The sequence below is a fragment of the Colwellia sp. C1TZA3 genome (assembly GCF_007954265.1).
Taxonomy (GTDB): Bacteria; Pseudomonadota; Gammaproteobacteria; order Enterobacterales; family Alteromonadaceae; genus Cognaticolwellia.
This window is the reverse complement of the sequence record NZ_VOLS01000030.1, coordinates 1-23,653: the sequence shown is the minus strand read 5'-3', so window position 1 is coordinate 23,653 and position 23,653 is coordinate 1. Positions and strand designations below refer to the sequence as shown.

General features: G+C 39.0%; 24 protein-coding genes. 17 read left to right on the top strand and 7 right to left on the bottom strand.

The genetic code is table 11. From position 1 onward, the window contains the following. Window positions 1-45: 45 nt before the first annotated feature. From prfB to ESZ39_RS18030, 6 genes are all read left to right on the top strand, one after another. Window positions 46-1,144 (top strand): peptide chain release factor 2 gene (prfB, locus tag ESZ39_RS10325; RefSeq protein ID WP_191321755.1). Its coding sequence is split into 2 segments (ribosomal slippage): window positions 46-120 and window positions 122-1,144, totalling 1,098 coding nucleotides; the frame shifts between segments, so codons are not numbered across the junction. A gap of 109 nt (window positions 1,145-1,253) precedes the next feature. Beyond that, complete coding sequence (lysS, locus tag ESZ39_RS10320) at window positions 1,254-2,795, top strand: lysine--tRNA ligase (protein WP_146879830.1); 1,542 nt, start codon at window positions 1,254-1,256, stop codon at window positions 2,793-2,795. A 385-nt stretch (window positions 2,796-3,180) separates the two neighbouring features. Beyond that, window positions 3,181-4,821 carry an IS1634 family transposase gene (locus tag ESZ39_RS10315; protein ID WP_146879829.1) on the top strand — a complete coding sequence of 547 codons (1,641 nt, stop codon included), beginning with the start codon at window positions 3,181-3,183 and terminating at the stop codon, window positions 4,819-4,821. Between the two features lie 555 nt (window positions 4,822-5,376). Next, window positions 5,377-5,562, top strand: coding sequence for a hypothetical protein (locus ESZ39_RS18040; protein ID WP_223270343.1), 186 nt, complete (start codon window positions 5,377-5,379; stop codon window positions 5,560-5,562). A gap of 104 nt (window positions 5,563-5,666) precedes the next feature. Then, the gene (locus ESZ39_RS18245) at window positions 5,667-5,762 is read left to right on the top strand and encodes a DUF1232 domain-containing protein (RefSeq protein WP_262984491.1); all 96 of its coding nucleotides are present in this window, start codon (window positions 5,667-5,669) and stop codon (window positions 5,760-5,762) included. An 11-nt stretch (window positions 5,763-5,773) separates the two neighbouring features. Continuing rightward, window positions 5,774-5,986, top strand: a complete 213-nt coding sequence (locus ESZ39_RS18030; RefSeq protein ID WP_223270342.1) for a hypothetical protein — start codon at window positions 5,774-5,776, stop codon at window positions 5,984-5,986. Between the two features lie 89 nt (window positions 5,987-6,075). Here ESZ39_RS18030 and ESZ39_RS17775 read toward each other — a convergent pair whose 3' ends face one another. From ESZ39_RS17775 to ESZ39_RS10285, 6 genes are all read right to left on the bottom strand, one after another. Next, on the bottom strand, window positions 6,076-6,246 hold the full coding sequence (locus ESZ39_RS17775) for a hypothetical protein (RefSeq protein WP_191321754.1): 171 nt from the start codon (window positions 6,244-6,246) through the stop codon (window positions 6,076-6,078). A 2-nt stretch (window positions 6,247-6,248) separates the two neighbouring features. After that, window positions 6,249-7,508: an AmpG family muropeptide MFS transporter gene (locus tag ESZ39_RS10305; protein WP_146879828.1), complete on the bottom strand. Its 1,260-nt coding sequence runs from the start codon at window positions 7,506-7,508 to the stop codon at window positions 6,249-6,251. 137 nt (window positions 7,509-7,645) lie between these two features. Next, the gene (locus ESZ39_RS10300) at window positions 7,646-7,975 is read right to left on the bottom strand and encodes a hypothetical protein (RefSeq protein WP_146879827.1); all 330 of its coding nucleotides are present in this window, start codon (window positions 7,973-7,975) and stop codon (window positions 7,646-7,648) included. A gap of 319 nt (window positions 7,976-8,294) precedes the next feature. Then, window positions 8,295-8,882: a peptidylprolyl isomerase gene (locus ESZ39_RS10295; RefSeq protein ID WP_146879826.1), complete on the bottom strand. Its 588-nt coding sequence runs from the start codon at window positions 8,880-8,882 to the stop codon at window positions 8,295-8,297. A 62-nt stretch (window positions 8,883-8,944) separates the two neighbouring features. Further along, window positions 8,945-9,514, bottom strand: coding sequence for a YajG family lipoprotein (locus ESZ39_RS10290; RefSeq protein ID WP_146879825.1), 570 nt, complete (start codon window positions 9,512-9,514; stop codon window positions 8,945-8,947). Between the two features lie 30 nt (window positions 9,515-9,544). After that, window positions 9,545-10,684 (bottom strand): methyltransferase, encoded by a 1,140-nt coding sequence (locus ESZ39_RS10285; RefSeq protein WP_146879824.1) that lies wholly within the window; start codon window positions 10,682-10,684, stop codon window positions 9,545-9,547. A gap of 138 nt (window positions 10,685-10,822) precedes the next feature. Between ESZ39_RS10285 and ESZ39_RS10280 the strand changes: the two genes are divergently transcribed. The 11 genes from ESZ39_RS10280 to nqrM all read left to right on the top strand — a co-directional run bounded on the left by ESZ39_RS10280 (window position 10,823) and on the right by nqrM (window position 21,621). Continuing rightward, window positions 10,823-11,398, top strand: coding sequence for an alpha-ketoglutarate-dependent dioxygenase AlkB (locus tag ESZ39_RS10280; RefSeq protein ID WP_317615708.1), 576 nt, complete (start codon window positions 10,823-10,825; stop codon window positions 11,396-11,398). Between the two features lie 146 nt (window positions 11,399-11,544). Further along, a complete protein-coding gene (locus ESZ39_RS10275; RefSeq protein ID WP_146879822.1) occupies window positions 11,545-11,868 on the top strand; it encodes a BolA family protein in 324 nt (107 codons plus the stop codon). Between the two features lie 460 nt (window positions 11,869-12,328). Then, window positions 12,329-13,519 carry an enoyl-ACP reductase FabV gene (fabV, locus tag ESZ39_RS10270; protein WP_146879821.1) on the top strand — a complete coding sequence of 397 codons (1,191 nt, stop codon included), beginning with the start codon at window positions 12,329-12,331 and terminating at the stop codon, window positions 13,517-13,519. Window positions 13,520-14,218: 699 nt separating this feature from the next. Further along, the gene (locus ESZ39_RS10265; RefSeq protein WP_146879820.1) at window positions 14,219-15,556 is read left to right on the top strand and encodes a Na(+)-translocating NADH-quinone reductase subunit A; all 1,338 of its coding nucleotides are present in this window, start codon (window positions 14,219-14,221) and stop codon (window positions 15,554-15,556) included. Between the two features lie 2 nt (window positions 15,557-15,558). Then, window positions 15,559-16,761: an NADH:ubiquinone reductase (Na(+)-transporting) subunit B gene (locus ESZ39_RS10260; protein WP_146879819.1), complete on the top strand. Its 1,203-nt coding sequence runs from the start codon at window positions 15,559-15,561 to the stop codon at window positions 16,759-16,761. Further along, window positions 16,754-17,530 (top strand): Na(+)-translocating NADH-quinone reductase subunit C, encoded by a 777-nt coding sequence (locus ESZ39_RS10255; RefSeq protein ID WP_146879818.1) that lies wholly within the window; start codon window positions 16,754-16,756, stop codon window positions 17,528-17,530. The genes ESZ39_RS10260 and ESZ39_RS10255 overlap by 8 nt, the downstream gene beginning before the upstream one ends. Beyond that, the gene (locus tag ESZ39_RS10250; RefSeq protein WP_146879817.1) at window positions 17,530-18,153 is read left to right on the top strand and encodes an NADH:ubiquinone reductase (Na(+)-transporting) subunit D; all 624 of its coding nucleotides are present in this window, start codon (window positions 17,530-17,532) and stop codon (window positions 18,151-18,153) included. Before ESZ39_RS10255 ends, ESZ39_RS10250 begins: the two co-directional genes overlap by 1 nt. A gap of 6 nt (window positions 18,154-18,159) precedes the next feature. Then, window positions 18,160-18,783: an NADH:ubiquinone reductase (Na(+)-transporting) subunit E gene (nqrE, locus tag ESZ39_RS10245; protein WP_146879816.1), complete on the top strand. Its 624-nt coding sequence runs from the start codon at window positions 18,160-18,162 to the stop codon at window positions 18,781-18,783. 81 nt (window positions 18,784-18,864) lie between these two features. Next, window positions 18,865-20,091, top strand: a complete 1,227-nt coding sequence (gene nqrF, locus ESZ39_RS10240; protein ID WP_146879815.1) for an NADH:ubiquinone reductase (Na(+)-transporting) subunit F — start codon at window positions 18,865-18,867, stop codon at window positions 20,089-20,091. 161 nt (window positions 20,092-20,252) lie between these two features. Beyond that, a complete protein-coding gene (locus ESZ39_RS10235) occupies window positions 20,253-21,296 on the top strand; it encodes an FAD:protein FMN transferase (protein WP_146879814.1) in 1,044 nt (347 codons plus the stop codon). Between the two features lie 103 nt (window positions 21,297-21,399). Beyond that, window positions 21,400-21,621 carry a (Na+)-NQR maturation NqrM gene (gene nqrM / locus ESZ39_RS10230; protein WP_146879813.1) on the top strand — a complete coding sequence of 74 codons (222 nt, stop codon included), beginning with the start codon at window positions 21,400-21,402 and terminating at the stop codon, window positions 21,619-21,621. Window positions 21,622-22,099: 478 nt separating this feature from the next. Here nqrM and ESZ39_RS10225 read toward each other — a convergent pair whose 3' ends face one another. Continuing rightward, entirely contained in the window at window positions 22,100-23,314 is a 1,215-nt protein-coding gene (locus ESZ39_RS10225) for a HupE/UreJ family protein (protein WP_223270341.1), read from the bottom strand. Window positions 23,315-23,653 lie beyond the last annotated feature (339 nt).

Genomic DNA, 23,653 nt, shown 5'->3' with positions numbered 1-23,653 from the left:
TGTTTTTCCCTTTATTCATTAATTACGGCGTGACAGTTAAAAAATATGCTAGAAGTTAACCCAGTACTCAATAAAATTAAAGAAATTCGCGAACGCACCAATTTACTTCGGGGGTATCTTTGACTACGATCAAAAGTCAGAACGCCTGGTTGAAGTAACTCGAGAGCTAGAGTCTGCCGATGTGTGGAATAATCCTGAACGCGCACAAGCACTGGGCCGTGAACGTGCGGCATTAGACGCGGTGGTTGAAACCATTGCACAAATGGATTCAGGTTGTGAAGACATTGAAGGTTTGGTTGAACTTGCCGTTGAAGCCGACGACGAAGAAACCTTTAATGACGCCGAAGCTGAAACAAAAACCTTAGAAGCCAGCCTTGAAAAACTAGAGTTTCGCCGGATGTTTTCTGGTGATCACGATGCCAATAACTGCTATTTAGATATTCAGTCAGGCTCTGGTGGTACAGAAGCACAAGATTGGGCAGAAATGCTGATGCGCATGTATTTACGCTGGGGTGAAGCCAATGGTTACAAAACAGAAGCTATTGAAGTGACTGGTGGTGATGTCGCCGGTATTAAAGGCTGTACTATTAAATACACTGGCGAGTATGCTTTTGGTTGGTTACGCACAGAAACCGGCGTACATCGTTTAGTGCGCAAGTCACCCTTTGATTCAAGTGGTCGTCGTCATACCTCGTTTGCTTCTGCGTTTATTTACCCAGAAATAGACGACAATATTGAAATTGATATTAACCCAGCAGATTTACGCATAGACACCTTTCGTGCCTCTGGTGCCGGTGGTCAACATGTTAATAAAACCGATTCTGCCATACGTATTACCCATGAGCCAACAGGCGCAGTAGTGGCTTGTCAGGCCGATCGTTCACAGCACAAAAACCGTGCTACCGCGATGAAGTTGCTCAAAGCTAAATTGTATGAAATGGAAATGCAAAAGCAGAATGAAGGCAAACAAGAATTAGAAGATGGCAAGTCAGATATTGGTTGGGGTAGTCAAATACGTTCTTATGTTTTAGATGACAGCCGTATTAAAGATTTACGTACCGGCATAGAGAACCGAAATACTCAAGCCGTATTAGATGGCGATTTAAACAAATTTTTAGAAGCTAGCTTAAAATCTGGCTTATAAGTTCTTAATTAATTTAAACTATTTTTAATAAAATATACCTTTAATAGCAAAATTTGAGCGCTAAATAGCTTAGCTTAAATAAATACTACGTTAAAATACGAGACATAAAATGACTGATCAAGCACACCAAGACGAAAATAAATTGATTGCCGAACGTCGTGGCAAATTAGCAAAAATTCGAGAAAACTGTCCGGCTAATGGCCACCCTAACAAGTTTGACCGAAAACATTATGCTGCTAATTTGCAAGCTGAACACGGTGAAAAAGATAAAGAAACGCTTGAAGCTGAAACCGGTCTTTACAGCATTGCTGGTCGCGTAATGGCAAAACGTGGGCCATTTTTAGTCTTACAAGATATGACTGGCCGTATTCAGGCTTATGCACATAAAACAGTGCAAAAAGATATTAAAGAGCGTTGGGGCACTTTAGACATCGGCGATATTATTGGTGTTACCGGTACTATGCATATGTCAGGTAAAGGCGACTTATACGTTAATATGGATAAATACGAGCTGTTAACAAAATCGCTGCGTCCATTACCAGAAAAGTTTCATGGCTTATCAGATGTTGAAACAAAATATCGTCAACGTTATGTTGATTTGATCATTAACGAAGACACACGCAACACGTTTAAAATTCGTTCTAAAATAGTGGATGGTATTCGTAAATTTTTAACTGACCGTGATTTTATGGAAGTTGAAACACCGATGCTACAAACCATCCCAGGTGGTGCAACGGCGAAACCTTTTGAAACGTTTCACAATGCCTTAGACATTCAAATGTATATGCGTATTGCGCCAGAGCTTTACTTGAAGCGCTTGGTTGTTGGTGGTTTTGAGAAAGTGTTTGAAATTAACCGCAACTTCCGTAATGAAGGCTTATCATCACGTCATAATCCAGAATTCACCATGATTGAATTCTACCAAGCTTATGCTGATTATCATGACCTAATGAACCTTACAGAAGAAATGTTACGTACCCTAGCCGAAGACGTTATGGGCTCAGCGGTTATTCGTAATACCGTTAAAAACGCTGACGGTGAAGTAGTAGAAGAGAAATTCTATGACTTTGGTCAGCCGTTTACCCGTTTGTCTATGGTTGATGCAATTTTACAATATGGTAACGACCTTGATGAGGCGGTTTTACGTGACCCAGAAGCTAACTTTGATGCCTTGAAAGCGATGGCTAAACAAGTGGGAGTTAAGGAAACTGAAGCATCTAAAGTCTGGGGTGCTGGTAAGTATGTTTGTGAGATTTTTGAAGAAGTTGCTGAGCATATGCTTGACCAACCGACCTTTATCACAGAATACCCGTGGGAAGTATCGCCATTAGCTCGCAGAAATGATGACAACTCATTTATCACTGACCGTTTTGAGTTTTTCGTTGGTGGTCGTGAACTAGCCAACGGCTTCTCAGAGCTTAATGATGCTGAAGATCAAGCGGCGCGTTTTAGAAACCAAGTCGCAGGTAAAGATGCAGGTGATGACGAAGCCATGCATTTTGACGCAGATTATATTCAAGCACTTGAATATGGCTTACCACCAACAGCGGGTGAAGGCATTGGTATTGATCGATTAGTGATGTTATTCACTGATTCACCTACCATTAAAGACGTTATTTTGTTCCCACATATGCGTCCACTTGCTGAGTAATTAATTGGCGGCAATACTAGCTGAATAAATTTAGCTAAACGCATAATAAAAAAGCACCTTAGGGTGCTTTTTTATGTTCAGCAAGAAGGGTATGTCGTGATCACATGGATGTGAAGGAACGACGATGTTCGGGCCTCTCCTAAACATCCTGCCTTTCGAGGCATTAGTGCATCCTGGTAATTGCTCCTGCATTACTCTACTGACTTATACCCCTGTAGGAACCGTCATTCCGCACCAATCTCAAGCTTTAAAATTAATTAATATAAATCACGTACTCCTCACGAATAGTCAATAGATCACAAGAATTATTGCCAATGGATCACAAGAATTCTCTTGTACTTATGTAACAATACTGCCCTTAGTTTCTATTTTTAATGAAAGCTGTATGTCATATCCGTTTAGCGCCATCAACAATATCGATATTAATGAAGATATCAACATTGAGTCTCTTGACTACCACGGGATCACGGCGGGCTTTATTAATAAGCTTAAGTTGGTCGAACGTATCGACGCCAGATTGCCTACCTCAAAAAAACATGGCGCCATTCTTTCTCATGGGCAGCGTGTTAAGGCGATGATCATCTGTGGCTTGGGTTTTACCCAAAGTCCTATTTATCTATCCCATCATTTCTTTGAAAACAAAGCACTAGCCGTTTTATTTGGCAAAGGTGTTAAGCATGAGCATTTCAATGATGATGCACTGGGTCGGACCTTAGATGCTATTTATGCTTATGGTGTTACCGAGTTATTCGCCGAAATTGCCAATGAAATAGCGCAAGAATTTATGCCGGCGACTAAAAGGCAAAGATTGCACCTTGATACCACTAGCCTAAAGCTTAGTGGTGATTATGATGTGAACGCTGACGGTGAAGAGGACAAAAACCAGCCCCCTCGACCCATGCATGGTCATTCAAAAGACCATCGGCCCGACTTAAAGTCGCTTACCGTCACTGGCCCGGCTAACTTACCCCTTTGGATAGAAGGGCTTAATGGCAACAGCCAAGATAAAACGAACTTTCACCAAACGTTAGCGCGGATCGAACAATTCAGAGCAGCATTAGAAAAAAGTCCCGATATATTAGTGATCGCAGACTCAGCACTTTATGTGCAAGACAAGCTAAGTAACACCTTTTACACGTGGCTCACTAGAGTCCCTGAAAGTGTCAAAGTAGCTAAGCAGTTAGTTATTTCTGAAGAGGAAATATTCGCTTGGCAAACGCTTGGTAATGGTTACAAAGGTGTTTGGCTTGGACAAGAAGATCGTGGTATGCGTCAGCATTGGGGGCTCATTTATTCAGAGCAAGCTAACAAACGGGAAACAATCACGTTAAATAGGCGGATCGAAAAGGCGCAATTAACGGCAGAAAAAGAAGCAAGAAAACTGAAAAACGAGCCTTTTACTTGTGAAAAAGATGCACAGCGAGCCGCTATCGCCTTTGAAAAGAAGCTTAAATATCACCAAGTGAATTATCAACTTGTTCCTATAAAGAAATTTACGGGTCGAGGACGACCAAAGGCAGGTGAGCAACGCTCAATTGTGCATTATGAGTTGCACATGACACTGAGATCCTGTGAAGAAAAACAAAGGCCGAGCAGAAATAAATTAGGTCGATTTATCTTGTCAACGAACGACCTGAATAATCAAGACATGGATCTAGCCACATTACTCGTGAGTTATAAAGAACAGCAAGGTGTGGAGCGAGGCTTTCGTTTCATTAAAGATCCACAGTTTCACCTCAACAGTATTTTTTTGAAAAAGCCTGAACGTATCAATGCACTCATGATGATAATGACACTGTGTTTGATGGTTTATAACACAGGAGAATATGAAATAAGGGAAACCCTAAAAAAGGAAAACGAAACGGTATTAAATCAAGTAGGTAAGGCGACAAGCAAGCCCACAATGAGGTGGTTATTTCAACGGATGAATGGGATCAATGTACTGTTCTTCCAAGGGAAAGGTGCGTGTATAACGGGGCTGTCCGAAGAAAAAAGAAGATTTTACGCCTGTTTGGATCTGACATAGCGACGCTTTATAATTTAGTGTAATTGAGCAATAGAAAGTTGCTGTCCGCAAAGGACGGCAGGTTTGGCGATCCTAAAATTTGAGTCAATAAAAAGTGCGGGCATGATTTAGCTGACAGAGATGCTTGATGATCACGCTGATGGACAAAATAATTGAGTGAATGTCAATTGGTGCGAAATGTTGGTAGGAACATGGCTTCACGGCATTAATACATCCAGGAACGACGATGTGCATACCTCTTGTCTTGCGATAAATGTTCACAAAGAGCACTTTGAGTTTACCTAATGGTTATTTTTATTGATAAGTTAACCATATTACTAATATTATTTTAATGATGTTAAACATAAATTTAGTTTTCTGTATTAAGATTCCTTAGTAGCAATATAATAAAAAAACTATCTCTATCAACAAGATATATTTCAAAAGTACTTTAAATACAACAGCTGTTATTTTAATGAATTGTTAATATTTGTCTGCATTGGTGGTGTATTGAAAAATCTCTGTTAAATTTAAAAGGTTACTGATCAAAGTAAGCCAAATATGAGGAAAATTATAATGGCATTTGAAGTTACCTTCGAGTTGAAAGAATCAGATTTAGAGTATTTTCGTGATGTCATGAGACAATCTAGGTTAGGAGGAAAAAATTTAACTGAAGCAGAAATTATAGTAAACGCAAAAATCTTAGTAATGACATTAAAGTTGATGTGCCGTTATTCGTCAGCGAAAGAATTAAAAAATTAGTAACCTTAATCGCAATGATTGAAGATTAAGAGTGGAAAATACCAGATGAAAAACGCGCTGACGTATTAAGTGCTTTAGCTTACTTTAGTGACCCTGAAGATTTAGTGCCTGATCATATTCCGGTGCTAGGCTTTTTAGATGACGCGATTATGATTGAGTTAGTTGTTGAAGAGCTGAAAGATGACATTGAGGCTTTTTAGATGACGCGATTATGATTGAGTTAGTTGTTGAAGAGCTGAAAGATGACATTGAGGCTTTCTTAGATTTTTGCCACTATCGTAAACGTGAAGAAGGTCGTCATAGTGATGAAAAAATTACTCGATATGAGTGGTTAGAAGCTAAGCGTAAAGAATTGCACAGTAGAATAAGAAACCGTCGTTCTGGCCGCAGTAGTGCTCGCTCTGGTTTTCGCTCAGTTTTTTAATTGAAAATAAGTCAGTTTACTTTATTGAACTTAGCGTTTAAAAAAGCCGCAGTGTGCGGCTTTTTTTATTTTTCAGATAGCTAGATGAATTAATGCGTTATAAATAACATTAAAACAAAAAATGCGATAATAGTCGCGTTAAAAGCAAAGATATAACCAAAGCCTTTTATGCCCTGTTTAATGGTGTAATTTTTACTATTTAAATACCAATACCAAATAGCACTCATAAGTATGGGGATAAGAAAAAATAGTTGGATCATATTTACGCTGTCTCCTGCGTTACTGGTTTAGAGGGCTCACGCCATGGTGCAACTTTTAATAGCATTAACATACCGGGTATCGCTAATGCCGTACATATAAAGTAAAAATTAGTCCAACCTATTTGCTCAACAATAACGCCTGTGGTGGCATTGGCAAATGTTCTTGGTAGTGCCGTTAAAGCGGTAAATAATGCAAATTGTGTTGCTGCAAATGCTGGGTTAGTAGCTCTGGCAATAAAGGCGGTAAAGGCTGCTGTGCCAAGGCCAACACCCAAATACTCAAAGCCCATAGCCACAGCTAAAGCGTAGGTGTTGTGGCCAATTTCTGCCAGTGCTGCAAAACCTAATATACTGATTATTTGCACAAAGCCAAACAGCCAAAGGGCACGATTAATGCTTAATTTAATCATTACTATACCACCGATTGCCAAACCTATAGTCATAGCAATTAATGATGCTGTTTTAGCCACCACACCTATTTCGGTTTTAGTAAAGCCTAAGTCGATGAAAAATGGGGTTTGTAAAGCGGTTGCCATACTGTCGCCAAGTTTATATAAAAATAAAAAAGCAAGAATTTGTAGTGCAGATTTTGTCCCTTCCCTATTAATAAAGTCTTTAAAGGGTAAGACAACGGCTTGCTGTAATGTTTTTGGTGCTTGGGCGGTGTTATTAAGCTCTTTGATTGAAAGACTCAAGACAACGCCTATTAGCATAAATGCGGCGACAATAATAAATACGGCTTGCCAACTAATGTGGTCAGAAAGAATAAAGGCCAGTGAACCCGGCACTAAGCCAGAAAGCCGGTAGGCTTGTACGTGAATAGAATTACCTAGACCAAGTTCATGCTCAGGCAGTAATTCGCGCCGATAGGCATCGAGCACAATATCTTGACTAGCACTAAAAAATGCCACTGCAGCTGCTAGGTAGGCAACATTCCAGATATTCATTACCGGGTCAACAAAACCAAAACCTGCAATAGAGAACAGCAATAATACTTGGGTGAGCAACATCCAACTGCGGCGGCGTCCCAATACCGGTAATGAATATCGGTCCATTAATGGCGACCAAATGAATTTCCATACGTATGGAATGCCGATCAGGGAAAATAAACCAATTTCAGTAAGACTAACCCCCTCTGAACGTAACCAACCCGGCACTAGTTGATAGAGAATAAATAAGGGCAGTCCTGAGCTAAAGCCGGTGAATATACAAATGAGCATGCGGCGATTAAGTATTGCCTGCTTAAAGGTTGGGGATTGCATTGCTCAAAGCCTAATGAATGCGAAAAGATAATGCCGTTAGGCTACCAAAATGTATTAGTAAACAGAAGTTTAATCTTCTGAAACCGGCAATTAGTTATGACTGATTATCTGTGGTTTTTGATTTTAATGTTGTAATATTAAGGTATTGGGCGCCAACCTATACAATCAATAGGGTAACTGCCCGTTCCAGAGAAAAACTCTAAACAGGTGGATATCTCACTTTTAAGGTATAAATCATAGTCAAGTTCATTAGCGCTGTGCAAACTAAGTTCATGCATTATGTGCCAAAATACGCGTTCTCTAGCATTATTGGGGGTTTCGTCACTTACCTGAAGTAAAGTCCATTCTGCCATGGTATTTTCGACAAATTTATCAAGCTCAGTGTAGTGCAGAGAATGATTAATAACAGCGGTAATATAGGCCCTAATTTGTGTGATTTTTTCATTGATAAACTGCTCAATTATCATGGTTTTCCTTTTGTAATATGTAGCCAATAAGGCGACTTAGCTGAGCTATAATACAGCTTGTAATATGCCTTAATACTGTTTAGTTATCGTAGATAAAACTAAAATTGTCAACGTTGACCTGTTGTTGACCTGTTGTTGACCTGTTGTTGACCTGTGATTTATGGTGGGTGTTAAAATGCGATTAAGCCATTAAAAGATATTTGGAGGCGTGTTTTTTTATCAACGTAAAGTTATCTATCACCTGCTTTAGCATCATTTTAAAGGCTTTTATAAAAACTAATAAGCCCATTATATAATTAATCAACTTCGGGTAAGTACTTTATATAGATATAGCAGGCAACAAACTGGCCTTGATTAGCATAATAGGCTCAATAGGCACATCGTCCCAGCCCATTTCGCCATTATAATCTGTTTTCACTAAGGCCATAGCATCTACAACGGCTTGGCCTTCAACGATAGCACCAAAAACGGCGTAACCCCAATGCCTGCCGGGATCTAAACTGCTATTGTCGGCGACGTTAAAAAAGAATTGTCTGTTAGCGGTATGAGGACGGTTTTCTTTTGCCATGGCAATTGTGCCTATTTCATTTTTTAAACCATTGCCTGATTCATTTATGATGGTTTTTTCAACTTTCTTAAGTTCAAAGTTTTGGCTATAGCCTCCGCCTTGAACAATAAATTCGGGCACAATACGATGAAAAATAGTGTTGTTGTATTCGCCTTTAACTACATAGGTCAAAAAATTATCAACCGTAATCGGAGCGCGTATTCTATCAAGCTCTACAATAATGGTGCCCATTGAGGTTTCTAACTTAACCTGTGGGAATAAATTATCAGGATCAATAGCTAAATTTTTGGCACTACAGGTGAATGAAAGTAATAATAATATCACTGAAAAAATTTTCATTATGGCTCTCTCGATAGCAATGTTGTTAAGTTATTAAGTTATTAAGTTATTAAGTTATTAAGTTATTGAATAAATTGCTGCAACTCTTTGCTTTGCACTATTTGGCTTAATAGCCTTGTGAGCTGTTGGTTAAAATCGCGCTCTAATACCGCAAGGTCTGCTTTGAGAGGACCATTGCTGGTACCGGTAATTTTAAATGTTTTTGTTAAGGTGTTTTTGCCATTGTTGACAATCACACGAAAACTCATCTGATTACTGGCACTATATTTTAATATTTGTTGTTGAACACTTACCAAGGCATTGTCGATAATGACTTCGACTTGATTAACGGCTAGCGGCTGTATTTGTAGACCATTAGCTATTAATGCTGGGGTAAGTGCCGCTGATACTACATCAACAATGCGCTGTTGAGGTGAATATAACTGTGTGGCTTCGCCGGTATGTAAAATTTGGACAATATGGTTTGAGCGGCGCAGATCACTAAAGCGTAATTGCACTTGCTTTTGTTGAAATGCATTACTGCTACCTACATTGATTTCAGGGCTGACAATCACTTGCTTTATTGGCGTACTACAGGCCAGTAACAAAGTAGCAGCGCTTAAAAACAGTAAATTAATTATACTTGATTTCATTTTATATCCTGCAGAGTTCAAGGTGTAAAATTAACGTTTTATTGCTGAAATAGTGACAAATTTCTCATTACTGGCAATCAACTTTTCATTACCAAAAATACGTTTTAATTTTATATGGTAACCTAGCTGACGGTTGCCAATAATGCGCAACTCACCACCTTTTTTCAATACCCGGTGGCTGTCTTTAAACATCTGCCACGCGATATGATCTGTGGTAGCGGTTTGTTGATGAAATGGCGGGTTACATAACACAAGGTCAACACTACCGCCTTCAACACTAGTTAAACAATCATTGACTTGAAAATGGCATTGTTCAATAGCTGCTGGTAAGTTCTCAGTCATATTTAATTTTGCTGACGCGATCGCCATGTATGACTCATCGATAAAGTGCACTTGCGCTGCTGGCTGCTTTGATAATACCTGTAAGCCAATAACACCATTGCCACAACCGAGGTCGATAACCTCAGTGTTTGCAGCAACATTGGGTAAGTTCTCCATAAAATAACGCGCGCCAATATCAAGTTTTTCTCGGGCATAAACGTTGGCGTGATTATGTAAAGTGAAATCGGTGTGCTCTAATGGCCACGAGGTTGGAAATACTGCTGATATTGCTTTGTCATTATCGAGTTGACTAAAAACCAGTCGGGCTTTTTTTACTGCTAATGATGTCGTCGTGGTGCCTAAGTAATTCTCAAACAATTTAAGTGTCGAACTGTGAATTTCCTTAGCGCGATCGCAGGCGATAAATATAACATCTTTACTCAGTTGCTGTTTTATTGCGCTTAGTTGTTGGCAAAGTAGGCCTTTGCTTTTTGGAATTTTATAAAGCACGAGGTTAATATCGCTAGGCAAATCATCGAGGCTGCTTAGTAGCGTGATATTTTCGTCTGATAAACCATTTTGCTCTAGATTAAGCTCAATACCTTGATGACTTAAAAATGAGTCACTAACACAATACAATTGCTGTTCAGTTAAGTTGCAGCTTATCGCGCCAAAACTATCATTGAAAATAAGAATGTTTTGTTTTGCACTGGTTAATAGCTGTTGCTCTACATAACTAATAATATATTCATCAGCGGCATCCCACGCTTGCAAGCTTCGGTTGACTTGGCCGGTTGGAAAACGATCGAGAAAAAGGTTTTTGTCGTTGAGAATAAAAGGGCTGATCATAGTGATAAATACTTGGTTGGCGTTCCTGATATTGTGACAAAATTTATCACTACGAGCTAGTTAATTGCGGATTTTATCGAGATAATAGCGTTAAATAAGACAATCTCATCATTAAAACATCATAAGGAAGCTATTGGTTTGAAAATACTATCTCCAGATGCTGATATTGATTACATCGAAAACTTTTATGCTCCAGACGAAGCACAAATACTTTTTCAGCAATTAGAACAAAAATTAGCTTGGCGCCATGATGATATTAAAATGTTTGGCAAGGTGATGAAAATACCAAGATTACAAGCTTGGTATGGTGACAATAATCTCAGTTATCGTTATTCAAATATAACCTTAATAGCACAACCTTGGACAGAAAATTTACGGGCACTAAAAGCAAAAGTGAGCGACTATTGTGATCATGAGTTTAATGCCGTATTAGCAAATTTATATCGTAATCAACATGATAGTGTTGGTTGGCATAGTGATGACGAGCCTGAACTAGGTCTAAGGCCAACTATTGCCTCGTTATCTTTTGGCGCAGAACGTGAATTTCAACTTAAACATACCATCACTAAAGAAAAAATAAACATTGCGCTTACGCCAGGTAGCTTGCTGATTATGCGAGGAAATACACAAAAATATTGGCAGCACTGCTTACCTAAAAGAAGTAAGGAAATAGCACCACGTATTAACCTAACCTTTCGTAAAATATGCCTTTAAGGTTTATTTTGGCAATTTTAAAAGACTTAGGCAGCAAGAATAATATGTAAAATAACGCTGTCAGCTGTCTAGATAAATGGCATAATTATCAGTAACGACTAAAATCAAAACTGATCCATTAGCCGATCAACCTTAGGGAAAATACTATGACAATCGAAGCTATTATTGAAGAAAAATTACTTTCTGCTTTTTCACCCCTTCATCTCGATGTAATTAATGAAAGTCATATGCATAATGTTGCACCGGGTAGCGAGTCGCACTTTAAAGTGATTATTGTTTCAGATGAATTTGAAGGTGAACGTTTGATTAAGCGCCATCGCGCCATCAACACATTATTAGCGGCAGAGCTTGCAGATAAAATTCATGCACTAGCCCTACATACTTATACTGAACAAGAGTGGAAAAACTATTACGCTGAGAACACACCTTTATCACCTAAGTGCTTAGGTGGTAGTAAAAAAACAGGATAAATTATTCGTGTATCTCTGCTAAAGCACTCGTTATTATATTTTGCACCGTTAATGTTATGTTAACGGTGCTTTTATGTACAGGATGTACGGTATGCTGCGCTCACAGGGATGTGAAGAAGCAGCGATATACAGGATGTACGGTATGCTGCGCTTACATGTTTGCCTCGAGCCATCTCAGTATGGCTTTATGAATTTTTTGAACGACATTATCTATTTAATAACTAGCATCACAACACTTTTGTCGCTTACATTACTAGATATTACCACTGGTCGCATCTCTTAAGAGGTAAAGCCAGAGTAGACTAGTCGGAAAATTGCTTGTAGACAGTCAATTAAGCTTAGTTAATATTAATTAAGCATTTTTCAAACTCAAATTGTAGCTTTGAATAACTCCGTATCACCATACGACTTTGTGTTGTATATTACTGGAATTTTGAAGTGACACTAAGAAGGTATAGTTATGGTTATTAAGCCAAAAATTCGTGGTTTTATTTGTACTAATGCTCATCCTGCCGGCTGTGCAGCGCATGTCAGTGAGCAAATTGCTTATGTAAAAAGTCAGCCTCAAGCCGATGTTAAACCTAAAAACGTGCTAGTTATTGGTGCCTCAACAGGTTACGGCTTATCATCTCGAATCACAGCGGCTTTTGGTAATGACGCTAAAACATTAGGCATTTTCTTTGAAAAGCCACCGACAGAAAGAAAAACCGCATCAGCAGGTTGGTATAATACCGCAGCCTTTCAAGCAGCGGCTGACGAAGCGGGCTTATGGTCAAAAAATATTAATGGCGATGCTTTTTCTCATGAGATTAAAGCAAAAGCTATTGCCGCCATAAAAGCAGAGTTAGGTGAAATTGACCTGATTGTATACAGCTTAGCGTCACCACGTCGTACGGATCCAGATACCGGCGAAGTTTATTCATCAGCACTTAAACCTATCGGGGAAAGTGTGACTACGAAAAACTTAAATACCTCTAAACGTACGATTGATTCAATGTCAGTTGATGCCGCTTCAGCAGCAGAAATTCAAGGCACTATCGATGTCATGGGCGGCGCTGATTGGGAACTGTGGATTAAAGCACTCGGTGATGCTGGTGTATTGGCGGATGGTTTTAAAACTGTGGCTTATACCTATATTGGTAAAGAATTAACTTGGCCAATATATGGGCATGCAACTATTGGGCGTGCAAAAGAAGATTTAGATCGCGCGTCAACGGCAATAAAAGCAACCACAGCTAATCTTAAGGGTGAAGCTTATGTTACATCACTCAATGCGGTAGTAACACAAGCCAGTTCGGCCATTCCTATTATGCCATTATATATTTCAGCGATGTTTAAAGTGATGAAAGCTGACGGTACTTACGAAGGTTGTATCGAGCAAATTCAAGGCTTATTTAGAGACAATATATACGGTAAAAATCCTATTATTGATGAAGCAGGGCGCTTACGTCAAAACAACAAAGAACTTGAAGACAGTGTGCAAAAACGTGTTACCGACATTTGGAACACGGTTGATAGCGACACCATTGATGAGTTAACCGATTATGTTGGTTATCATCAAGAGTTTTTGAAGTTGTTTGGTTTTGGCGTTGTTGGCGTTGATTATGACGCAGATATTAATCCTGAATTAGCGATCAATAACTTGCTTTAACTTGTTTTAAATGACATACAACCAACATTGAGCACTATATAGCCTAGTGACTGATGGATTAGTAACCTAATCGTTGTGATAAAAAAACCGACAAACTGTCGGTTTTTTTATATCTTAGATTCAAATAATAAGTGTTATACCAGTTCCATTAAGTTTGTGATCTTGTTGTGCGCAGGAAAAATAACTCACGGTAAGGCGCTCGATTGAGCAATAGCTGGCTATTGAGATTGAGAGCAACACAGCCTTGAGCTATTTTAACGAGTACAAGTGAGTAATAACTTAATGGGATTGGTGTTATTAATTCTTTTTAAACTTTCATCTTTGCAACTTTCTTCTTTAAGAACGTCCGTCAGTTTTGAGCTAAAATTGATGACCTGTCGTGCTAAGTTTTCGCTAAAAAAAGAAAATTTTGTTTAATTAATGCGCGAATTAGAGGTTATACGACTAAATAGTTATTTTTTGTGCTGCTTAATATGGCATCAAAATGTGGTTTTGTGCTAGAATCGCGCCAGAAATTTTAACTAGAGCCAGTGAACCTTGATTTATCAAAAGTAAATTAAGACTTTACTGAAATACACTGAAATCGGTCGTTTTGTTAACTTTCTGCGCTCATTGTTGTGATATTTTGCAACATAAAGTGTGGTTAAATAGCTCGATAATTGATTTTGATTACTCCCATCAAAAGTAGTGCAAGTGTTTATGATTACGATAAAAAAAGGTCTGGATGTTCCTGTCGTAGGTGCCCCCCAGCAGGTAATCCATGATGGTCCGTCCATCAAAACTGTTGCAACATTAGGTGAAGAGTTCGTGGGTATGCGCCCAACCATGTTTGTTAAGGTTGGAGAAAGCGTTAAAAAAGGTCAGGCACTTTTTGAAGATAAAAAGAATCCTGGCGTTAAATTCACGGCTCAAACTTCAGGTGTTGTTAAGGAAATTAATCGCGGTGAAAAGCGCGTATTTCAATCAGTTGTCATCGAAGTTGGTGGCAGTGAGCAAGAAACGTTTACTCGCTATGGCGCTAACGAACTCGACTCCATCGCGCGTGAAGATGTTGTTGCAAACCTAGTTAACTCAGGTTTGTGGACGGCATTACGTACACGCCCATTTAGTAAGATCCCTGCGGTAGATGCTACCCCTGTTGCCATATTTGTCAGCGCTATGGATACTAATCCATTGGCCGCAAATCCAGCAATAATTATCGCTGAGCAAAGTGCAGCATTTACTAACGGTTTAGCTGTGCTTGCACGCTTAACTGATGGTGAGGTTTTTGTTAGTAAAGCACCAGATAGTGATATTGCGGTTAATTCATCTGCCATTGTTAATGAATTTGCTGGAAAACATCCTGCTGGTCTAGTTGGCACTCATATGCATTTTCTCAAGCCAGTGAGTGCTGATAAAGTTTCATGGCATGCGGGCTATCAAGACGTTATTGCTATCGGACATTTGTTTATTACTGGCGAATTAGACAGTAGCCGTATCATTTCTTTAGCCGGTCCTGCTGTAAAGAACCCTCGTTTGGTTCGTACCGTATTAGGTGCAAATGTTGCAGAAATTATTGCTGATGAAACACTTGATGGTGAGTTACGTGTAGTCTCGGGTTCATTGTTACTAGGCTCTATAGCTTCAGGCGTTAAAGGTTACTTAGGGCGCTATCATACGCAAATTTGTTTGATCCTCGAAGGTAGACAAAAAGATTTTATCGGTTATATGTATCCAGGTCCTAATAAATTTTCAGTAACGCGTGCCTACATGTCACACTTTTTTCCTAAGAAGTTGTTTAACATGACCACTACAACTAATGGTAGTCCTCGCTCTATGGTGCCTATTGGTAATTTCGAACGTGTTATGCCGTTAGATATTTTACCGACATTATTATTGCGTGATTTATGCGCCGGTGATACTGACAGAGCGCAACAGCTTGGTGCTTTAGAGCTTGATGAAGAAGATTTAGCCTTGTGCACGTTTGTTTGTCCAGGCAAAACGGATTACGGCGTGATCCTTCGTGATTGCCTAACCATAATTGAGAAGGAAGGTTAGTCATGGGCTTGAAAAAGTTTATTGAAGATATTGAACCGCAATTTGAAAAAGGCGGTAAATTTGAAACTTGGTATGCGCTTTACGAAGCCGTTGCAACAGGGTTATTTACTCCTGGCCAAGTAAACAAAGGTCAAACTCACATTCGTGACAGTATTGATCTTAAACGTATTATGATCTCAGTATGGTTAGCAGTTTTCCCTGCCATGTTCTGGGGTATGTACAACATTGGTTTTCAAGCGACTGACGCCCTAGCGGCAGGTTATGCTTTACCTGATAACTGGCAAGTCGGTTTCTTTGAAATGTTGGGCGGTAGTTTATCTGCAGAATCTGGTTGGTTCAGCAAGATGTGTTACGGTGCAGTATTCTTTTTACCTATTTATGTAACAGTATTTATTGTTGGTGGTTTTTGGGAAATAATGTTTGCCTCAGTGCGTAAACATGAAGTTAACGAAGGTTTCTTTGTTACTTCAGTACTTTTCTCTCTAATTTTACCGGCAACCATTCCGTTATGGCAAGCCGCTGTCGGTATTACTTTTGGTGTTGTTATTGCCAAAGAAATATTTGGTGGTACAGGTAAAAACTTCTTAAACCCAGCGTTATCTGGTCGTGCGTTTTTATACTTTGCTTATCCAACAGATATTTCTGGTGACTCTGTTTGGGTTGCTGTTGATGGCTACTCTGGTGCAACAACGTTAAGTGCAGCAAGTCAAGGTATGAACGATTACACCGTTGGTACTGATTGGTGGAATGCTTTCTTAGGCTATATTCCAGGCTCCGTTGGTGAAGTTTCTACCGCAATGGTTCTGCTGGGTGGTGCTTATATACTTTATAAAGGTATTGCCTCATGGCGCATCGTGTTGGGTGTGTTTACGGGAATGGTGTTAACGTCAATGCTATTTAATGCTATTGGCAGTGATAGTAATGCTATGTTTGCTATGCCTTGGTATTGGCACCTAGTGAGTGGCGGTTTTGCTTTTGGTATGATGTTTATGGCAACAGACCCAGTAACGGCTGCATTTACCAATAAAGGTAAGTATTGGTACGGTGCAATGATTGGTCTGATGACGGTACTGATACGTGTTGTTAACCCCGCATTCCCAGAAGGTATTATGTTAGCTATTTTATTTGCTAACTTGTTTGCGCCATTACTTGATTACTTTGTGGCTCAAGGAAATATCAAACGGAGGCTTGCTCGTAATGTCTGATACTAAAAAGAAAGAAACTTTCGGCGGAACTGTTGGTTTCGTATTTATAATTTGTTTAGTTTGTGCTGCCTTAGTCTCAATTTCGGCGGTTGGTTTAAAACCCTTACAAACCGCCAATAAATTGCTTGATAAACAAACTAAGATTCTTGAAGCTGCGGGTCTGTTAGCATTTGCAGGTGATGATGTTGTTGCAACTTATAACAAGTTTGTTGATGCAAAAATGATTAGCTTGGCAACAGGTAAAGTTATTGAAGGTAATGTTAAAACCTTTGATGAACGTGCCGATGCGCGTGATACAACTAAAAGCTCAAAACCTGAAGATGACATTGCCGGTATAAATCGTCAGGCCGATAATGCTGTGGTTTATTTAGTGAAAGATGAGCAAGGTGAAGTATCAACCATAGTTTTACCTATTGTTGGTTCTGGCTTGTGGGATCTAATGTATGGCTTTGTTGGTTTAGAGTCTGATTTAAATACCGTGAAAAGTGTTATCTACTCTGATCTAAAAGAAACACCGGGCTTAGGTGCTGAAGTACTTAACCCCAAGTGGAAAGCTTTGTGGCCAGGTAAGAAGATGTTTGACGAGCAAGGTAATATAGCAATTGAAATTGTTAAAGGCGGCGCCAAAGCTGGTAATGTTTATGGGGTAGACGCCTTATCTGGTGCAACGTTAACCAGTAATGGTGTTGAGAATACATTGCATTTTTGGTTAGGCAAAGAGGGCTATGGTCCATTTATTACTAACTACCGCGATGGAGGATTAAACTAATGTCTACAGATACTAAGAAGGTATTATTTGGACCGGTTGTCGACAATAACCCTATTGCCCTGCAAGTGCTTGGTGTTTGTTCTGCGTTGGCAGTTACAAGCTCATTAGCGAATGCCTTGGTGATGACGCTTGCTGTAATGCTAGTGACGGGGTTTTCTAATTTATTTATTTCACTTATACGTAATCAAATACCGTCTAGTGTTCGTATCATAGTACAGATGGTGATTATTGCTTCACTGGTTATTTTAGTTGACCAAGTGTTAAAGGCGTTTTCTTATCAGTTATCAAAAGAGCTCTCGGTGTTTATTGGACTGATCATTACTAACTGTATTGTGATGGGCCGTGCTGAAGCTTTTGCGATGAAAGAAAAGCCAGGTGTTAGCTTTTTAGATGGTATCGGTAATGGTTTAGGCTACGGTGCTGTGCTAATGGTTGTTGCTTTTTTCCGTGAACTATTTGGTTTTGGTACCTTATTTGGTTTTGAAGTTTTCACTTTGATACAAAATGACGGTTGGTACCAAGGTAATGGCTTATTAGTTTTACCATTTAGCTCATTCTTCATTATCGGTTTAATTATCTGGGCAATTCGCCAGTTCAAGCCAGAACAAGTAGAGAAGGATTAAGCAGTCATGGAACATTATTTAAGTATATTTGTTAAGGCTATATTTATTGAAAATATGGCATTAACCTTCTTCCTAGGTATGTGTACATTCTTAGCGGTTTCTAAGAAAGTTAGCACAGCCATAGGTCTAGGTGTTGCAGTTGTTGTGGTATTAGGTATTGCAGTGCCAGTTAACCAAATCATTTATCAAGCTATTTTAGCGCCAGGTGCGTTAGACAGCCTAATGGGTGTTACTGAGGCGAAAGACTCTATTGATTTGAGCTTCTTGTCTTTTATTACCTTTATTGGTGTGATCGCGGCCTTAGTGCAAATTCTTGAAATGGTATTAGATAAATACTTTCCTGCGTTATATCAAGCGCTGGGTGTTTTCTTACCTTTGATCACTGTTAATTGTGCCATCTTTGGTGGTGTGTCGTTTATGGTAGCGAAAAACTTAACCCTAAGTGAAAGTGTTGTTTACGGCATTGGCTCAGGTATTGGTTGGATGTTAGCAATAGTATTAATGGCGGGTATTCGTGAAAAAATGAAATACTCGGACGTACCTGACGGCTTGAAAGGTCTAGGTATTACATTTATTTCTGCAGGATTGATGGCCTTCGGCTTTCTTTCTTTCGGTGGTATTTCACTTTAGGTTTATGTTGGTTTTAGCGAACGCTTACTTTCGAGTAAATTACTTAGTTAAAACCCTTAGAGAAAATTAAAGGAAAAGTCGATGGAAATTATTATTCTCGGCGTATCGATGTTTACTGTGATAGTGCTAGCCTTAGTAGTGGTGATTTTACTTGCCAAATCTAAGTTAGTTTCTTCAGGTGACGTTACGATTAGCATTAATGGCGATCCAGAAAAAGCAGTAGTAACCCCTGCTGGTGGTAAGCTTTTAGGTGCACTCGCTGACCAAGGTATTTTTATACCTTCAGCTTGTGGTGGCGGTGGTACTTGTGGCCAGTGTCGTGTAGAAATACATTCAGGTGGTGGTGACTTGCTACCGACTGAATCAGGCCATATTAACAAACGTGAAGCAAAAGAAGGTTGTCGTTTAGCTTGTCAAGTGGCAGTTAAGCAAGATATGGATATCGTGCTTGAAGATGAAATCTTTGGTGTTCAGCAATGGGAATGTGAAGTTATCTCTAACGATAACCAAGCAACCTTCATTAAAGAACTTAAGTTACAAATACCCAATGGTGAGTCTGTACCTTTCCGCGCTGGTGGTTATATTCAAATTGAAGCACCAGTTCACCACGTAAAATACAGCGATTTTGATATCGATGAACAATACAAAGGTGACTGGAATCATTTTGGCTTTTTTGACGTAGAATCAAAAGTTGACGAGCCTACATTACGTGCTTATTCAATGGCGAACTACCCAGAAGAAGAAGGCATTATCATGCTGAACGTGCGTATTGCTACGCCACCTCCAGGGCGCTTACACTTACCAGCAGGTAAAATGTCGTCTTATATCTTCAGCTTAAAAGCTGGCGATAAAGTGACTATTTCAGGTCCATTTGGCGAATTCTTTGCCAAAGAAGGCGAATGTGAAATGGTCTTTATTGGTGGTGGTGCCGGTATGGCGCCTATGCGTTCTCATATCTTTGATCAACTTAAACGTTTGCATACTAAACGTAAAATATCGTTTTGGTATGGTGCTCGTTCTAAGCGTGAGATGTTCTATGAAGATGATTATAACGGCCTTGCAGCTGAAAATGACAACTTCAATTGGCATGTTGCACTATCCGATCCACAACCAGAAGATAACTGGGATGGTATGACAGGTTTTATTCATAACGTATTACATGAAAATTACTTGAAAGACCACGAAGCGCCAGAAGATTGTGAGTACTACATGTGTGGTCCTCCAATGATGAACGCTGCCGTTATTCATATGTTGAAAGATCTGGGTGTTGAAGATGAAAACATCATGTTAGATGATTTCGGTGGCTAATTAAGCTCGCGAATTCATTAAGTGAAAAGGCGGCCTAGGTCGCCTTTTTAATACCTATCATCCTGTAATTTTACTACTGAATTTATTTAGCTAAAACAATATGCATTTTTTGATGAATTTATGTTGTTTTAGCTAAATAAACTTTTATCAAGGATATTGTAATGCCGTATAGTTTTAACCTAACTCAGCACATATTAGCCGCTAAATTATTGGCAATAGCAACCCTGCTAGTGGTGCTTAGTGGCTGCTCCCCAAGTAATGATTTTGCTCGTGAAGAATATTTGTTGCAAGGCAATACTATGGGCACCACCTATAATATTAAACTGGTGGGACAAAACATCGACGTCGTTAAAATTCAGCAAGGTATTGATAAAAAGTTAAAACAGCTAAATCAGGAAATGTCGACTTATATTGCAGATTCCGAATTATCAACATTTAACCAATCAACATCACTTAAGCCGTTTAATGTATCGACAGGTTTAGCCCGGGTAATTAAAGAGGCTGTTCGTTTAGGAGAGCTAAGTAACGGAGCGCTTGATGTAACCGTTGGGCCGTTAGTTAACTTATGGGGTTTTGGGCCAGAATATCGTCCTGAAACAGTGCCAAGTGAGGAATTACTAGCGGCAACCAAAGCACAAGTAGGCTTAGATAAGTTAGCATTTAAAAACGGCAGGTTAAGTAAAAGTATTCCCGAACTTTACATTGATTTATCCACCATTGCCAAAGGCTATGGTGTTGATTTAGTCGCTGAGTTCGTCGAGGCGAACGGCATCAATAATTACCTTGTCGAAATTGGTGGAGAGATGCGTCTTAAAGGTTTTAAACATACCGGTGAGCTGTGGCATGTTGCGATTGAAAAGCCTTTAAGTACTGAGCGCGTTGTCCATCAAATCATTGTGCCAAAAGATAACGCGGTTGCTACTTCAGGTGACTACCGCATTTACTTTGAAGCTGACGGCCAACGATTTTCGCATATCATAGATCCAAAGACCGGCAAGCCGATTAATCATAAGTTGGTCTCTGTGACGGTAATTCATCCATCATCAATGACTGCTGACGGTTTAGCTACGGCAATGATGGTGATGGGTGAAGAAAAAGCGCTCGCGTTTGCAGAGGCTAATGAACTTGCGGTTTACATTATCGAGAAAACTGATCATGGCTTTACTGAGCAAAGCACGGTAAAATTCATGCAGTACCTCAAGTAGGTTTGCAGGGTTTTATTAAAGTTACTGACGTTATTCTCGTTATTTAAAAAGTGATTTTTATAATCAACTTATTAAAGTTTTATCAAATAGGTAGGCATTCATTATGGTTATGTTTTTAATCACCTTAGTTTTTTTTCTTGTTATTGTTATGGCAATGGCGGTGGGTTATATATTTCAGAACAAAACGCTTGCCGGTAGTTGTGGAGGCCTAGCCAATGTCGGCATCGATAAATCATGTAACTGTGACGATCCCTGTGAAAAGCGCCAAGAACGTGATCGAGTAGCAGGCTTAAAAATTGGCGATATTAGTGTGAAAAATATTTAGGTTGTTGGTGTAAACAACGTCTATATCGCACTAAGTTATCGCGTGTACATGATGTTTTTTTAGAAAAAGGTGAGCTTAGCTCACCTTTTACGTTCAGGGCTCTCCCATACATCCTATCTTTTGAGACGTTAATGTATCTGGGTACTTCTCCTGCAGTGCTTCTTCTTTTCTCCCTGTAGATTATTTTATTATTTCTTACAGGAAGGAAACAATGAGAAAAGAATGAGGGAAGACTTCAAAACTTTTAGGGCAGGTTGTATTTAAAAACCTGCACGTTGATGTGAAAGCACTAGGATGTTTATTTATACCAGTTCCATTAAGTTTGTGATCTTGTTGTGCGCAGGAAAAATAACTCAAGGTAAGGCGCTCGATTGAGCAATAGCTGGCTATTGGGAGTGAGAGCAACACAGCCTTGAGCTATTTTAACTAGTACAAGTGAGCAATAACTTAATGGGATTGGTATTAATCACCGCTTAATTTAGATAAGTCGTTCAATTAGCCAATACATAGCGATTACGGCAATAGCAATATTAAGCGACATCACTAGCTTTGTTTGATACCAATTTTTATTCATCAAGGGGTATAAACACATAAAAGCGAGGGCAATAACCGTAAGTTGTCCTAGTTCAACACCAAGGTTAAATGAGAGTAAACTCAAAGCATATTGGCTCTGCGGCAATCCCACATCACCTAATACCGAAGCAAAACCTAAACCATGTAACAAACCGAAGGCAAATATTATTGGCATACGTGTATGGCTAATGGTTTTTGTTCTTGCTCGGTAAATGTTTTCAACTCCTACATAGACAATAGATAGGGCAATGAGTGGCTCTACAATCGTGCTAGGCAGCTCTACAATGCCATAAATACCCAAAGCAAGTGTAATGGTGTGTGCTAGGGTAAAGGTCGATACTTGCCATATTAAGGTAGAACGGCGTTTAGCAAAAAGCAAAAGAGCTAAAACAAAAAGAATATGATCTAAGCCTTGTGGCAGAATATGAACAAAACCCTGATAAATATAATCAGCGGCAAGTTTTATTGTTTTAGGCACTATCGTGTTACTTGCCGCTAAGTTGGCGTTCGTTGGGCTGATTTTATAACGCTTACTTAGGGTTGCTGAGCTGATTATTTCTTGCTGTGGTCGAATTACTTTAAGCACAATATCACCAAGTAGTGGCGAAAATTGCACCGCAACCTCATCCATCCCTTGTAAAATATCTCCGGTTACGCTTAATTGCACTTTATATTCTGTTAAGCCTGCTTGTTGAGATAATATTCGTTTTAAATGCTGCAATTGTAAGCCTTTAAATAGCGCGATATTGTGCTTTAGGTTTTGTTCAATGTTCCCTTCAATGCTGCCTTTAATATTTTTATGCTCATTTATATCAGTAAAATGCAGACTAGTTTGCTGGCTTAAAATAACTTGCAGATGTTCAAGTAGCTTTTTTTGTTCAACAAATGAGTGCTGCTTGAGTAGGTTAATTACCTTAGTATCATCACCTGAGATTGCTAGATGTTTTTTTAATAAATGTATAAAGTCGACTGTAACAACAAGTTGATATTGCTCACTGTTATTTAACGATAAAGTCGCCTTATTAATGTCATCACTATGGGCAGAGCTAGAGCATGAAAACAGTGCCATGGTAAATAAAGCAATGAAAATATAAAGTTGAGAAAGTACTCGCGTATGCAAAATAAAAACCTTTATGATGAAAAAATAGCGCTAAGCTATCGCATCTTTTATAAAATTAACAGTGATTTTAAAGGCAGGGGGATATTTTTCAATTTATATACAATAATTTACTGCTTTAATTATTTATATTGATAACCTAAGCTATTTCTTCATTATTTTATTTTACTATATTGACGGTAGCTTAATAAATGCTAAGGTAACTGTGTTTATATGGCTGTGTTGTAGTTTAGTGTGGGTAATAGAAATTTCATTTTATAAAGCCTCTTTTATCCACGTTTGATCTGAATATTCTTTGTTATTCTCCATAAACCTAAACCAACTCAAATAATTCTCAATGTA